At 72.6% G+C, this 13543-nt stretch carries 12 protein-coding genes; 6 read left to right on the top strand and 6 right to left on the bottom strand.

Translation table 11 applies throughout. The features are described 5' to 3' along the window. A complete protein-coding gene (locus tag PV364_RS24300; RefSeq protein WP_319662367.1) occupies window positions 1–1407 on the bottom strand; it encodes a PLP-dependent aminotransferase family protein in 1407 nt (468 codons plus the stop codon). A 47-nt stretch (window positions 1408–1454) separates the two neighbouring features. On the opposite strand from PV364_RS24300, the gene PV364_RS24295 reads away from it, so the two are divergent. After that, window positions 1455–2651, top strand: coding sequence for an MFS transporter (locus tag PV364_RS24295; protein ID WP_319662366.1), 1197 nt, complete (start codon window positions 1455–1457; stop codon window positions 2649–2651). A gap of 170 nt (window positions 2652–2821) precedes the next feature. Here the strand turns inward: PV364_RS24295 and PV364_RS24290 are convergent, their stop codons facing one another. Beyond that, window positions 2822–4186 (bottom strand): carotenoid oxygenase family protein, encoded by a 1365-nt coding sequence (locus PV364_RS24290; protein ID WP_319662365.1) that lies wholly within the window; start codon window positions 4184–4186, stop codon window positions 2822–2824. Window positions 4187–4279: 93 nt separating this feature from the next. Here PV364_RS24290 and PV364_RS24285 point away from each other — a divergent pair, with 93 nt between their 5' ends. Next, a complete protein-coding gene (locus PV364_RS24285) occupies window positions 4280–4870 on the top strand; it encodes a PadR family transcriptional regulator (RefSeq protein WP_319662364.1) in 591 nt (196 codons plus the stop codon). A 98-nt stretch (window positions 4871–4968) separates the two neighbouring features. On the opposite strand, the gene PV364_RS24280 is transcribed toward PV364_RS24285, so the two are convergent. Further along, window positions 4969–5979: a zinc-binding dehydrogenase gene (locus PV364_RS24280; protein ID WP_319662362.1), complete on the bottom strand. Its 1011-nt coding sequence runs from the start codon at window positions 5977–5979 to the stop codon at window positions 4969–4971. 542 nt (window positions 5980–6521) lie between these two features. Here PV364_RS24280 and PV364_RS24275 point away from each other — a divergent pair. Both PV364_RS24275 and PV364_RS24265 read left to right on the top strand, forming a co-directional pair. Further along, entirely contained in the window at window positions 6522–7049 is a 528-nt protein-coding gene (locus tag PV364_RS24275; RefSeq protein WP_319662361.1) for a YbhB/YbcL family Raf kinase inhibitor-like protein, read from the top strand. Window positions 7050–7689: 640 nt separating this feature from the next. Continuing rightward, a complete protein-coding gene (locus tag PV364_RS24265) occupies window positions 7690–8124 on the top strand; it encodes a VOC family protein (protein WP_319662360.1) in 435 nt (144 codons plus the stop codon). Window positions 8125–8409: 285 nt separating this feature from the next. Here the strand turns inward: PV364_RS24265 and PV364_RS24260 are convergent, their stop codons facing one another. From PV364_RS24260 to PV364_RS24250, 3 genes are all read right to left on the bottom strand, one after another. Continuing rightward, complete coding sequence (locus tag PV364_RS24260) at window positions 8410–8970, bottom strand: hemerythrin domain-containing protein (RefSeq protein ID WP_319662359.1); 561 nt, start codon at window positions 8968–8970, stop codon at window positions 8410–8412. A gap of 130 nt (window positions 8971–9100) precedes the next feature. Next, the gene (locus PV364_RS24255) at window positions 9101–10291 is read right to left on the bottom strand and encodes a zinc-dependent alcohol dehydrogenase (RefSeq protein ID WP_319662358.1); all 1191 of its coding nucleotides are present in this window, start codon (window positions 10289–10291) and stop codon (window positions 9101–9103) included. A 140-nt stretch (window positions 10292–10431) separates the two neighbouring features. Continuing rightward, complete coding sequence (locus PV364_RS24250) at window positions 10432–11304, bottom strand: short-chain dehydrogenase/reductase (RefSeq protein ID WP_319662357.1); 873 nt, start codon at window positions 11302–11304, stop codon at window positions 10432–10434. A gap of 118 nt (window positions 11305–11422) precedes the next feature. On the opposite strand from PV364_RS24250, the gene PV364_RS24245 reads away from it, so the two are divergent. Together PV364_RS24245 and PV364_RS24240 are read left to right on the top strand one after the other, a co-directional pair. Beyond that, window positions 11423–11878 (top strand): SRPBCC family protein, encoded by a 456-nt coding sequence (locus PV364_RS24245; protein ID WP_319662356.1) that lies wholly within the window; start codon window positions 11423–11425, stop codon window positions 11876–11878. Between the two features lie 26 nt (window positions 11879–11904). Beyond that, window positions 11905–13527, top strand: coding sequence for an NAD(P)/FAD-dependent oxidoreductase (locus PV364_RS24240; RefSeq protein ID WP_319662355.1), 1623 nt, complete (start codon window positions 11905–11907; stop codon window positions 13525–13527). Window positions 13528–13543: the final 16 nt, after the last annotated feature.

Raw genomic sequence — 13543 nt, 5'->3', positions numbered from 1 at the left:
TCAGCCGGCCAGCAGATCGGCCACGGCGGCGATGCCCGTCGCGATCGCGCGCTCGCTCACGTTCCCGAAGCCCAGCACGAGACAGGCCCCGCCGGTGCCGGCCGGCGCGGAGCGGTTGGCCGTCATCCCGTAGAGGCCGACCCGCCGAGCGCGGGCCTCCGCCACTACGTGTGCCTCGTCGCGGCCCGCGGCGAGATGAGCCACGGCGTGGAAGCCGGCGGCCAGGCCGGTGAGGCGTACGCCGGGCGCGTGCGCCGCGAGCGCCTCGACCAGGGTGGCGCGCCGGGCCGCGTACACCGTCCGCATCCGCCGCAGGTGACGGTCGTAGCGCCCGGAGGCGAGCAGTCGGGCGAGCGCGACCTGGTCCAGGGTCGGCGATCCGCGGTCGTCCCCCTCCTTGAAGGCCACGACGGACTCGACGAGCGCCGGCGGACACAGCAGCCAGCCCAGCCGGAGTGCGGGCGCGAGGGACTTGCTCACCGTGCCGAGGGCCACGACGCGGTCGGCGGCGAGGCCCTGGAGTGAGCCGACCGGCTCACGGTCGTAGCGGAATTCGGCGTCGTAGTCGTCCTCGACGACGAAGGCGTCACGTCGCTGCGCCCAGGCGATCAGCGCGCGCCGCCGGCCGGCGGCCATGACCACCCCCGTCGGCCACTGGTGCGCGGGGGTCACGAGGACCGCCCGCGCGCCGGTCGCCTCCAGCGCGCCCACGTCGATGCCGTCCTCGTCGACGGGCACCGGCACGGCGGTCATCCCGGCGTGCGTGGCGGCCAGGGACGTCGCGCCGGGAGCGCCGGGGTCCTCGTAGGCCAGGGTGCGGACACCGTGGGCGGCCAGCGCGCGCAGGACCAGGCCCAGACCCTGGGCGTAGCCGGAGCAGATGACGGTCCGCCCGGGGTCGGCGGCGGCGGCCCGCACCCGTCGCTGGTACCCGGCGACCACTTCGCGCAGCGCGGGTGCGCCCCGCGGCTCGCCGTAGCCGAGTGCGGCGGTCGGCAGGGAGTTGCCGGCCTCGCGCATCGCCCACAGCCAGTCGGCGAGAGGGAAGGATCCGAGGTCCGGGACGCCGGATCGGAAGTCGGCGATGAGCCGCGGTACGGGCGGCGGTTCGGGGGCCGGCGCGGGTCGCGGGCAGGCGCGGGCCGCGACGGTGGTGGCCGCGCCGGCCCTGGTGGTGAGGTAGCCCTCGGCCTGCAACTGGGCGAAGCAGTCCTGGACCAGTCCGCGGGACACGCCCAGTCGGCGGGCCAGTTCGCGGGAGGACGGGAGCCGCTCGCCGACCCCGAGGCGTCCGGCCCTGATGGCGTCCCTGATCTGACGTTCCAGTTGCGCGCGCAGCCCTTCGGCGCTCTCCCGGTCCAGGGCGAGCAGCAGTTCCGGGGACAGACCGGACCACTCCAGCGGCATGGAATTGGAGCTTAGCCGGGGGCCGGCCGGCCTTTAGCGTCAACGGCATGACCAAGCCGCCCAGTCACCGGCCCGTCGCCGCGGCCCCGGGCACCGCACGCCTGCCGGGTACACCCCCCGTGCCCGCCCGGCCTCCGCTGATGACGCGGCGGTTGCTGCTGCGCTTCGTGACGGTGATCGGCGCCTCCGCGAGCTTCTTCCTGCTGCTGTCGGTGGTGCCGCTGTACGCCGAGCGCGGCGGCGGTGACGCGGGCCTTGCCACCGGTGCGTTGATGCTCGCCACAGTCGGCGGCGAGTTGGCCACGCCGCGCCTCGTCGCCCGGTTCGGATACCGGTCTGCGCTCGCCGCGGGGCTGGCGCTGCTCGGTGCGCCCGCACTGGTGCTGACCGTCGGGCACGGCATGGCGTGGATCGTCGGCGTGTGCCTGCTGCGTGGGTTGGGCTTCGCGCTCACCGTCGTCGCCGGCGGCGCTCTGACGGCCTCGCTGATCCCGGCCGAACGGCGCGGCGAGGGGCTGGCGCTGGCGGGCATCGTGTCGGGCGTGCCGTCCCTGGTGGGCCTGCCGCTGGGCGTGTGGCTGGCCTCGCACGTGGGGTTCACGCCGGTGTGCGCGGCGGGCGGGGTGGCGGCCCTGGCCGCGATGGTGGTGGTGCCGGGGCTGCCCGGGCGGGAACGGTCCGCGGGCCGGGACGCGGGGGTCGTCGCCGGCCTGCGCGGCGGAGCCCTGGCCCGGCCCACCGCCGTGTTCGCGGCGACCGCGCTGGGTGCGGGAATCATCGTGACCTTCCTGCCGGTCGCCGTCCCCTCGTCGCTGTCCGGGCTGGTGGCGGCAGCGCTGTTCGCCCAGCCCGCGACGGCCACCGTGGCCCGCTGGTTCGCCGGGCGGTTCGGCGACCGCCACGGCCCGGGCCGCCTGGTGCTCCCCGGCCTGCTGGCATCGTCCGCGGGCCTGCTGGTGACAGCGGCGACGAGCAGTCCGGTGGCGGTGCTGGCCGGGGTCGCGCTGTTCGGCGCCGGCTTCGGGGTGGCGCAGAACGCGACGCTGACGCTGATGTACGCGCGGGTCCCGGAATCCGGGTACGGAACGGTCAGCGCGTTGTGGAACGTCGCCTACGACGGAGGGATGGGCCTGGGCGCCGTCGGCTTCGGCGCGGCGGCGGCCCGCGCCGGCTACCCGGCCGCCTTCGCGCTCGCCGCCGCCGTGATGCTCGTCGCCCTCGCCCCGGCGTGGCGTGACCGCTGAGCTCTCGGCCGCGCCGTTTCCGTACCCGGTCGCGGGGCGGGCGCGGTCCGGGTGACCGATGGGCTCACGCGCCCGCTCGGCGGTGGCGCCGGGTCGAAGGGTCGCCGGGTTCGGGACGACGGTCCGGCGAAGGCCGGTGCTCTGAAGGCACGTTGGCCGCTGTCGGGCGATCAACTCGCGATGGCGTTGTCGTCGATCCAGTTCCCGTGGAAGCCGAACGGCACACGGCCGGGCAGGTGCACCCTCGCGACCGGGGCGGCGTCGAGGTCGGCCGCTTCGAGGACGACCAGTTCGGCGCGGCCGGCGTTGGCGTCGTGGACCACCGAGAGGATCCAGCCGTCGTCCTCGCACACGGCGTCCGGGCGCGGTACGAACGCGGGCTCCATCGTGACCCGGCCGGGACCGTAGTCGTGGAGGCTGGTGTTTCCGGTGCGGGTGTCGACCTTGACCAGCGGTCCCGTGCCGAAGCCGTCGCTCGGGTCGCGCTTCACGTCGTCGGTGATCTTCAGGCCGTGTGCGCTGAAACCGGCGAACCAGCCGTAGCGGTGCGCGCGTCCGGTCAGCGCGGGGTCGATCCGCGGGAACTCCACGCGGTACTCGCTGATCACCTCTTCGCCGACCGTGCCCAGCGCCGGGTTCACCGTCCAGCGGACCAGGGTGGGCTCGGCGTCACCGGGCCCCCAGACATCGCGGACGAACATCCGGTCGTAGCGCACGACGTCCATCGTCAGCGAGCCGTCGGCGTTGTCGTGGGCGTTGAGGACGTGGAAGACGAAACAGCGCGGCGCCTCGATCCAGCGCGTCTGCTCGGCCGTCCCGCCGATCGGCAGGATGCCGATGCGCGCCGCGTGACGGTCGTCCCAGGTCAGGGGCAGCCTGGTCAGGGGACCGCCGGCCCGGGCGAGGCGCTCGGCGGCGGCCAGGGTGACCGGGAGGTCGAGCACGACGACGCGCGTCTCGGTCAGCGCCATGTCGTGGACCATCGGACCGTCGTCGACCTCGATGTCACTGCTGTGCCTGGCCCTGCCGTCGGCTCCGAGCACCACATATCGAAGGGAGCTGAAACGCGGGTTGTAGGTGATGGCGTGCATGTCGCCGGTCACCGGGTCCACCTTCGGGTGGGCGGTGAACCCGCGGCTCAGGGCGCCGTCGCAGTCCCAGACCGCCATGCGGGCGAGGTCGGGGCTGATCTCGACCGGCGGCTTGCCGGCCTCGATGAGCGTGAGGATGCGCCCGGCGTGGTGGACGACGTTGGTGTTCGGCGCGCCCTGCTCGCTCTCGATGAAGCGGCTGCGGTACCACTCGGCCCTGCCGTCGCGCAGCCGGACACCGTGCACCATTCCGGCCCCGTTGAACCAGTGATGGGTGGCCGGGTCGACATCGCCGCGCGGATTCGGTCCGATCCGCAGGTAGCGGCCGTTCAGCTCGCGCGGCAACTCACCCGTGACGGGCAGGCCGGAGGCGCTCACCTCCTCGGTGAGCGGGGCGTAGTTGCCCGCGGTGAGGTACCGGTTGCCGAGAGACACACTGGTCACGTTGATTCCCTTCGACCGTGGTGACCTACGGTACGGTCGGGACGTTCCAGGCTGGAATATTGAGGTTCAGAACGTCCGAACCAGGAGACAGTGATGCCGGGCGCCCTCCCGATCAGTGCGTATGTCGTCCTCGGCCTGCTGGACAGGCACGACGGGGCGACCCCCTACCAACTCGACCAGCGCATCCGCGAGAGCATCGGCTACTTCTGGTCGTTCCCCCGCTCGCAGCTGTACGAGGAGGCCGGCCGGCTGGTCCGGCGCGGCTTGGTCGTCGAACGCCAGGAGGAGGGCGGACGCCGTCGCCGCACGTTGTCCCTCACCGCCGAAGGACGCCACGAACTGCGCCAGTGGCTCACCACCCCGACGCGGGCGACAACCGAGATCCACGACGAGGGGCTGCTGCGTCTGTACTTCCAGCCCCTCGGCCCCGCGGAGGGGGACGCCGACGGCGCCCCCGTCGAAGGGGGGAGCGCGGTCGTCCGGCTTGCCGCGGAGCAGATCGAGGCCCACGAAGCCAGGCTCGCGGAGTACGAGCGGCTCGTGGCCTCCGGCCGGCCCCTCCCCGGCTCGCCCCAGCGGGCCACGCTGGAGGTGGGACTGCGGTTCGAGCAGATGATCATCGGCTTCTGGCGGCAGATCGCCGCGTCCCCGGCGAACCCGCCAGGAGGAGCGCTCGGCGCATAGCGCCGCGCGGTGGCGGCAACCGCGACATGGCCGCGGGCGGCACGTGACGCTGTCCGCCCCCCTTCCGGGGGAGCGGACAGCAGAGGCGCCCGACGCCGTCATTCGAAGACGATGACCTGGCGTCCGACGACGTCGCCGCGGCCGAGGGCCTCCAGGCTGTCGTTGATGTCCTCCAGCCCCACTTTGGTGACGTTGTGCTTGACGAGGCCGGCTTCGGCCAGGGAGAGCACCTCGACCAGGTCCAGGTGGTTGCCCCAGAAGGAACCCATGTAGGTCAGCTCCGTCCCCACGAAGGGGAACTGCCTGTGCTCGACGTGGTGGCTCATGAGGCCCACCGCCGCCAGTACCCCCTCGGGGCCCAGCAGGTCGAACCCCATGGAGATGGACGCGTTGCTGCCCACGCAGTCCAGGATGGCGTCGATGGTCCTGCGTCCGGTGAGCTGTTCCAGCTCGTCCTGGATGGCCTCGGTGGACTTGTCGCGGACGTTGATCCCGTAGTCGGCGCCGTTCTCCTTCGCCACGTCCAGTTTGCCGTCCTTGCGGGCGAGGGCCACCACGGTGGCTCCGCCGCCGAGGAGTTTGGCGTACTGGACCGCGTAGCTGCCCAGGCCGCCGATGCCGGTGACGGCGACGGTGCGGCCGGGGCCGAGCTTTCCGGTGTCCCGGAGTTTGCGCATCCCGCGGTACGGGGTCATGCCCGCGTCGGTCATCGGGGCGAGCAGCTCAGGCGCCCGCGCGGCGTTCTCCGACACGGGGATGGCATGGCGGCATTCCACGGCCATGTACTCGGCGAAGCCCCCGGGCGGGCCGAAGCCCACCCACCTGCCGTTTCCGCTGCACAGTTGTTCGTTGCCCTCGCGGCACTGGCGGCATGTGCCGTCCCCCCAACTGGGGTTGACGACGACCATGTCGCCTTCCGAGTAGCCCACCGTCTTCGGTACGGCGCTGCCCATCCCGGCCACGCGGCCCGTGACCTCGTGGCCGGGGATGTAGGGGAGGTCCACGGGGAACGGGCCTTCGAAGTAGCCGTTGAGGAGTTGGTAGTCGCTGCGGCACATGCCGGTCGCGGCGACTTTCAGCAGGATCTCGTCCGGCGCCGGGTCGGGCATGGGGACTTCGTCGATGCGAAGGGGCTCTTTGTATCCGTGCATTCGAGCTGCTTGCATCATCTGCATGGGGGTGCCTCGCTTTCGCCGGCGGGCAGCCGTGCGGGCCGGACCGGTGCAGCCCGACGAGCTGCGGATGCCTCACCGGCCGGCGCGGCCGCCGCTCCGCTTCGACAACTCCAGGGTCCTGCGCATGCCGGCGCCGCGCATCCGGAGCCCGGTGACCGTGCCGCGGAACCCTCGTTGCCCACCACCGCACCCGTCGCGTCGGTACCTGCCTGTGCGACCACGAGCCCGTGGAAGCTCCCTGCCGCGCCCCGCCCTTCACACGCTGAGGTCCTCGCGGGGACGCGCGGTGGCTCACTCCACCGCCGGCGCCTACCGTTGACGGGTGGGAGTGCCACGCCGGACACGTGGTCGCGCGGCGGTGCGGGAAACGGCGTTGATGCGGGTCTCCACCGCCGTTTCCTTGGGCGCCGCTGACGCGGGCAGCGAGCGGATGGGTCGACCCCGCCGCCGACCGGACGGGAAAGTGGGAGATCGTCGTGATCAAGCCCTATGGCCCCTACGACTTCATGCCCCCGATCCCGAGCTTCTCGGTGACCTCTCAGTCCGTGGTCCACGGCGAGCGACTGGCCCGCGAGCAGGTGAGCGGCATCCTGGGCGCCGGCGGATCGGACATCTCGCCGCAGCTGAGCTGGTCGGGCTTCCCCGAGGAAACCCGCAGTTTCACGGTCGCGATGTTCGACCCCGACGTGCCGACCGCCTCGGGCTTCTGGCATTGGGCCGTGGCCGACCTTCCCGTCTCCGTGACCGACCTGCCGGCCGGAGCGGGAGACGGAAGCGAGCTGCCGGGCGGAGCGGTGACGCTGCCCAACGACGCCGGCTACCGAAGGTACCTGGGCCCGGCGACACCCCCGGGCAACGGCCCGGACCGCTACTTCCTCGTGGTGCACGCCGTCGACGTGGAAAAGCTGGACGTGTCCGAGACGACGGCCCCCGCCCTTATGGACTTCCGCCTGTTCACCCACGCCATCGCGCGGGCCACCATGTACGGCACCTTCGAGCGCTGAGTACCGTGCCACTGCCCGGGCGTCACCATGGCCGAGATCCTTTCCGTGCCGACCGGCGCGAGCTGCTGGAGCCTGAAAGACGGTCACGGGGACCCGACCGGTTACTGGGCCGAGGAGTTCGTCGCGCCGTGCCGCGTCCTCGCCGAAGCCGGGCACGAGGTCACCATGGCAACTCCCGGCGGGGTCATGCCCGTTGCGGACACGATGAGCCCCGGAGGCCAGGGCCCGATGGAAGACCTCTCGGCCGACCCCGACTCCGGATTCACTGCTGCGCGAGGCACTCGCCTCGGGCAGACCACCCGGAATCGTCCGCCACGCACCGGCCGCACTCCTCGCGACCCGCGACGCGAACGGCGACACGCTCTTCGCCGACCACGGTGTGACGGGCCTCCGCGACGAGAAGGAGGCCGGCGTCGGGGTCGCGGACAAGGCGCGAAGCGGCTGCCGGAGGACGAGCTGAAGAACCTGCCCACCCGGTATTCGCGGGGCCCCGCCCGGGAGCCCTGCACCGTCGTGGACCGCGGTCTCCTCACGAGGCGGAACCCCGCTTCCTCGGGTCCCCTCGCAGAGGAACTGCTCAAGGCCCTCTCCTGACCGGAGCCACGCCGGAGGGCCGATCACTCATCACGGGAGGTACGTCATGGCGCAGGTCATCGCCGGCCCCTCGATCACCGGCGTCCACCACCTGTCCTTCACGGTGTCCAACCTGGAGGACAGCCTGGACTGGTACCAGCGGCTGTTCGGCGCCGAGCGGGTCGACTACAGGTTCCACCACCTCTACCGCGAACAGACGGGGTACGGGGTCCTGCTGATCACGCCCGACTCCGGTGTCGTGATCGGGTTGCACAGGAACACGGGCAACCAGCACGAGGGATTCCTCGAAGCCCGGACCGGGCTGGACCACATCTCGTTCCAGGTCGGCTCCCGCGCCGACCTCGAGTCCTGGATGTCCTGGCTCGACGAGTTGGGCATCGCACACACGCCGATCCGGGACGAGTCCGAGCCCTTCGCCTACTCGACCGTCGTGTTCCGGGACCCCGACAACCTCCAACTCGAGTTCATCGCCCTGGGCTGACGTCCGCCGGCCCGCGTCGACCGGCCGCCGTGACGCGGTCTTCCGCGCAGCGCCCGGTGTCGCGTCCTGCACCTCGGGGTCCGTGCGCAACTTCGCGGCCGTGTCCGCCGTCATCTTGTCCCGGGCGGCCTTGCCCGCACCGTAAGGGGTGTGGTGCGCGTACCGGCGTGCGCCCGCGGGCGAGATGTCGACGATCAGCCCACCCCCGGTTTCCGGAAGCGAGCCGGGATACGGACGGCAGAGGGGGCCGGCAGTGGCCGGCCCCCTCTGCCCCTGTCGCCTGGTTCAGGACTTGCCGCGTCCGGTGATGAGGTCCCGTGCCCGGTCGACGAGGCCGGTGCCGGGAGCCAGCAGCTTGTTGGCGGGAGGGGTGTCCGGCGCGCTGGGGTGCGGCCGCGTCGGGGCGACCTTCTTGGCCCGGCGGACCTGGTCGCCCAGCTCCATGAGCTGCTCGGGCGAGCAGGCCTGCGCCAGGCTCGGGAAGAGCAGCCGCTCCTCCTCCCGGAGGTGCTCCGTGACATCGGTGATCAGCTTCTGCACGAGGACGTCGAACTGCGCGTCGTCCACGTCGACGCTCTCCAGATCCTTGAGGACCTGTTCGACCTCGGCGTGGTCCTGGATCTCCTTGTCGGCGAGTTGGCCCCCGCCGGGGACGTGCTCGCGCACCGCCGGGTAGAGGTACATCTCCTCGGCGACCGAGTGCCGTACGAGCTCGATGGTCACGTCGTCCAGGACGTCGCGTCGTTTCTTGTCGCCCGCGGGGAGAGCTCCAAGGCGGGCGAAGTACTCCTCGACCTCGCGGTGGTCGGCCGTGAGCTCCGCGATGACGTTGCCGCCGTGTCCCATGAGAATCTCCTTTTCCGAGCGAAAGCTCTTCATCACTCGGCTGCCCGGTCCTGCCGCGGTCACGCGTGCATCACGTGGTCGGGAGGGAGCCACGACGGCGAGTCGGAGGACACCGGCCTGATGCGGCCCCTCAGGGCCGCATCAGTACCTTGATGGCGCCGTCGGTCTTCTTCTGGAACATCTCGTACGCCTGCGGAGCCTGGTCGAGCGGCACGTGGTGCGTGGCGAAGGAGTCCACGCCCAAGGGGTCGTCGTCGGTGAGCAGCGGCAGGATCTCGTCGCTCCAGCGGTGCACGTTGGCTTGGCCCATGCGGAGCTGGATCTGCTTGTCGAACATGGTCATCATCGGCATCGGGTCGCTCATCCCGCCGTAGACGCCGCTCACCGACACCGTGCCGCCGCGCCGGACCATGTCGATGGCCAGGTGCAGCGCGCCGAGGCGGTCGACGCCCACGTACTCCATGAGCTTGGCGGCCCATTGCCGTGGCAGGAGGCCGGCCGCCTGCTGTGCCGCCCGGCCCAGAGTGCTGCCGTGGGCCTCGGTGCCGACGGCGTCGACGACCGCGTCCGGGCCGCGGCCGCCGGTGGCGTCCCTGACCGCTGTGACCAGGCTCTGCGCGTCGTCGAAGTCGTCCAGGTCGTACACCTCGGCACCGTCCTGCCGTGCCCGGGTCAGCCGCTCGGGCACGTGGTCGATGCCGATCACGCGTCCGGCGCCCAGCCGGCGTGCCACCCGGCAGCTCATCGCGCCGATCGGCCCGAGGCCGAGGACGGCGACGGTGCCGCCCGCGGGTACGGCCGCGTACTTCACGGCCTGCCAGGCGGTGGGCAGTACGTCCGAGAGATAGACGAACCGGTCGTCCGGCGGGCCGTCGGGCACCTTGATCGGCCCGAACTGGGCCTGCGGCACCCGCAGGTACTCGGCCTGGGCGCCGGGGACCTGACCGTACAGCTTGGTGTAGCCGAACAGTGCGGCACCGCTGCCGTACTCGGTGACCTGGGTGGTCTCGCACTGGGTGGGCAGTCCCTCCCGGCACATCCAGCAGGTGCCGCAGGAGATCTGGAACGGCACCACGACCCGGTCGCCGGGGGAGAGGTCGCCGACGTCGGGCCCGGTCTCCTCCACGATGCCCATCGGCTCGTGACCGAGGATGTCCCCGGGGGTCATGTACGGCGCCAGGACCTCGTACAGGTGCAGGTCGGAGCCGCACAGCCCGGTCGACGTAATCCGGATCACGGCATCCGTCGGCTTCTCGATCCCCGGGTCGGGCACCGTCTCGACCCTCACGTCACGCTTGCCGTGCCACACGGTCGCGCGCATGGTCGGTCACTCCTCTCGAACGGGGACGTCCGGCAGGACAGAAGGTTCGGCTACCCGAGGCGCGGCCCGCGAACCACGCGGCGGCCGCCGGGGACGACAGGGACCGTGGCCCCCCGACCGCCGCCGGTCCCTTCGCCCCCTCAGCCGGCGGCCCGGCCGCCCGGGCCGAGGAGCCCTGGGAAGGCGGTCCCGGGACGGGGTCCCCCGCTGCCCAGGACCCGTCCGGCCCGCCAGGTGACCAGTCCGGGCAGGAGGGCGCGCGCGGTCTGCACGCCGCGCACCCAGGGCTGGACGTACACGGAGGAGGACCGCCGTTCGATGCCGCGCACCAGACGCTCCGCCGTGGGCTCCACCGGGTGGGCCCGGTTGGCCGGCCACGGCATCAGCGCCCGCACCTCCCGCAGCGGCCCGTGGCGCCAGGCCTCCCGGATCATCTCGGTGTCCGTCCAGCTGAGGTAGGCGATGCCCACGCCCACTCCACGGCCCGCGACCTCGGTGCGCAGGCCGTGGGCGAAGGTCTCGACCCCCGACTTGGACGCGCAGTACGCGGACATCATCGGGGCGGCGCCGAGGGCGGCCAGGGACGAGATCTGCAGGTAGAAGCCGCGGGTGGCGAGGAGCCCTGGGAGGAAGGCGCGGGCGGTCAGTGCGCTGCCGACCAGGTTGACCTCCACGACGCGCCGCCAGACCGTCATGTCCGCATCCTCGAACGGTCCCACCGCAGCCACACCGGCATTGGCCACGACCACGGACACCGGACCGAACAGCCGCGTCACCTGATCGGCCGTATCCCGCAGGGCCGCCTCGTCCGTGATGTCCACCTGCCATGCCTTCGCCGAGCCGGGTCCTGCCTCGGCCTCGGCCGCGGCCGACAGTTCGTCCCGCTCGAGGCCCAGCAGCGCGACCTTCGCCCCGCGCGCCACCAGGGCGCCGGTCACGGCCCGCCCGATGCCGCGTGCGGCGCCGGTCACCACGGCGGTGCGTCCCGCCAGGACCGATCCGGAGCCTGCCATCGGCACCATCTCCTTCCGGAGGTGAATGGTGATGAAAGTGACGATAGTGACATCAGTGGCGAGCCGGCTGTCCGGCGTCGGCGAGTGCCGGCGCGCCGGCCCGGGATCGGGAGGGTCTATGGCCGTCAGGCACCGGCTGGTGGCCGGCACGCCGGAGGACGTGTGGGCCGTGCTGGCCGACGTCGACCGCTACGGGGAGTGGGTCGTCGGGCCATCGGGGTCCGAGCGGGACGACGGCGACTGGCCCCAGGTCGGCTCCAGCATCCGGTACACCGTGGACATCGGGCCGATGAAGCTCCAGGGAACCACTGTCGTGCGGATCAGCCGGCCGGGCCGGCAACTGGAACTCGAAGCCATGAGCGGATGGCTCGGCAGCGCCCGCATCGCCCTCGAACTGCGCCCCTGGGCCGACGACACCCTCGTGATCGTCGACGAGCATCCGCTGCGCGGTCCGGGGGGCATGCTGCACAACTCCCTGCTCGACGCGTTCCTCCAACTGCGCCACCGCAGCATGCTCAACAGACTGGCGCACCTGGTCGAGGAGCGCGTGGACCGGACCGCGTCCGGTACGTGAGCGGTGACTCTACGGAAGGCGATCGCATGCCGGACGCGGTGGTGATCGGTGCGGGCCCCAACGGTCTCGTCGCCGCGAATCTCCTGGCCGAGGCGGGATGGGCCGTGGAGGTCCTGGAAGCCCAGGACGAGCCCGGCGGCGGGGTCCGCTCCGACCGTGCCGTCCACCCCGACTTCGTCCACGACCTGTTCAGCTCCTTCTATCCGCTGGCCGCCGCCTCGCCGGTCATCCGCCGGCTCGAGCTGGAACGAGAAGGCCTGCGCTGGAGCCACGCCCCGGCCGTGGTCGCGCACCCGCTGCTGGACGGTCGCTGCGCGGTGCTCCACCGGAACGCCGCGGACACCGCGGCGCTCCTCGACCGGGACACCCCCGGTGACGGCGAGGCCTGGCTGCGCCTGTGCGCTCTGTGGGACCGCCTCGGTGACGACATCCTGGACGCGCTGTTCACGCCCTTCCCACCGGTGCGGGCCGGACTGCGCCTGGCCGCCCGGCTGCGCACCGCGGGGGGACTCCGCCTGGCCCGCACCCTGGTGCTTCCGGTGCGCAGGCTGGGGGAGGAGGAGTTCCGCGGCGCGCTGGGTCCGCTGCTCCTGGCGGGCAACGCCTTGCACGCCGACCTTGCCCCGGAAGCCGCCGGCAGCGGTGGGTACGGCTGGCTCATGGCGATGCTCGGGCAGGCGTACGGGTTTCCGGTCCCCGTGGGCGGCGCGCAGTCCCTGGTCACCGCTCTGGTCGCCCGTCTGCGGCGCAACGGAGGGACGGTGAGCTGTGGGGTCCGGGCCACGTCGGTGGTGGTCCGTTCCGGGCGGGCCATCGGCGTCCGCACGGCGGACGGCCGGGTCGTCCCGGCCGCCCGCGCCGTCCTGGCCGACGTCTCAGCGCCGGCGCTCTACACGCGACTGCTGGACCCGGCCGACCTTCCCGCACGCGTCCAGGAGGACCTGCGGCGGTTCCAGTGGGACTTCGCGACCTTCAAGGTCGACTGGGCGCTCGACGGCCCGGTGCCGTGGACCGCCGGCGCCGCGCGGGGCGCGGGCACGGTCCATCTGGCTGAGGGGGTGGACGGGCTGACGCGGTTCGCCGCGCAGATCGCCATGGGGGAGGTGCCCGAGCGGCCCTTCGTGCTGTTCGGGCAGATGACCACGGCCGACGGCACGCGTTCGCCGGCCGGAACGGAGTCGGCCTGGGCCTACACCCACCTCCCGCACCACATCCGCGGCGACGCGGGCGAGGGAGGCATCACGGGGGCGTGGCACTCGGGTGACCGGGAGCGGATGGCCGACCGCGTGGAAGAACAGGTCGAGCGGTACGCCCCCGGATTCCGCGCATTGATCCGCGCCCGTCGTGTCCTGGCCCCACCCGACATCGAATCGGCCGACGCCAATCTTCACGACGGCGCGATCAACGGCGGCACCGCCGCGCTGCACCAGCAACTGGTGTTCCGGCCCGTTCCGGGGACCGGGCGCCCGGAAACACCGGTCGCCGGGCTCTTCCTGGCCTCCGCGGCGGCCCATCCCGGCGGCGGCGTCCACGGGGCCCCGGGCGCCAACGCGGCCCGCGCCGCGCTGCGCTTCCGGTCCCCGAGCCGGCTGCTCAGCGGAACACAGCGCGCCCTCACCCGCCGTAACCGTTTCGGGGAACGCACCTGACACGCGGCGCTCCGGC

The sequence above is a fragment of the Streptomyces sp. MI02-7b genome, from assembly GCF_033793585.1.
In the GTDB taxonomy this organism is placed as follows: domain Bacteria; phylum Actinomycetota; class Actinomycetes; order Streptomycetales; family Streptomycetaceae; genus Actinacidiphila.
This window is presented reverse-complemented; position numbering and strand designations above follow the sequence as displayed.

Coding starts and splice junctions, on each gene's coding strand:
- PV364_RS24250 (WP_319662357.1), bottom strand. CDS start 11,304: ATGGCAGGCTCCGGATCGGTCCTGGCGGGACGCACCGCCGTGGTGACC.
- PV364_RS24280 (WP_319662362.1), bottom strand. CDS start 5,979: ATGCCCGACCCGGCGCCGGACGAGATCCTGCTGAAAGTCGCCGCGACC.
- PV364_RS24295 (WP_319662366.1), top strand. CDS start 1,455: ATGACCAAGCCGCCCAGTCACCGGCCCGTCGCCGCGGCCCCGGGCACC.
- PV364_RS24260 (WP_319662359.1), bottom strand. CDS start 8,970: ATGGGACACGGCGGCAACGTCATCGCGGAGCTCACGGCCGACCACCGC.
- PV364_RS24285 (WP_319662364.1), top strand. CDS start 4,280: ATGCCGGGCGCCCTCCCGATCAGTGCGTATGTCGTCCTCGGCCTGCTG.
- PV364_RS24245 (WP_319662356.1), top strand. CDS start 11,423: ATGGCCGTCAGGCACCGGCTGGTGGCCGGCACGCCGGAGGACGTGTGG.
- PV364_RS24255 (WP_319662358.1), bottom strand. CDS start 10,291: ATGCGCGCGACCGTGTGGCACGGCAAGCGTGACGTGAGGGTCGAGACG.
- PV364_RS24300 (WP_319662367.1), bottom strand. CDS start 1,407: ATGCCGCTGGAGTGGTCCGGTCTGTCCCCGGAACTGCTGCTCGCCCTG.
- PV364_RS24265 (WP_319662360.1), top strand. CDS start 7,690: ATGGCGCAGGTCATCGCCGGCCCCTCGATCACCGGCGTCCACCACCTG.
- PV364_RS24240 (WP_319662355.1), top strand. CDS start 11,905: ATGCCGGACGCGGTGGTGATCGGTGCGGGCCCCAACGGTCTCGTCGCC.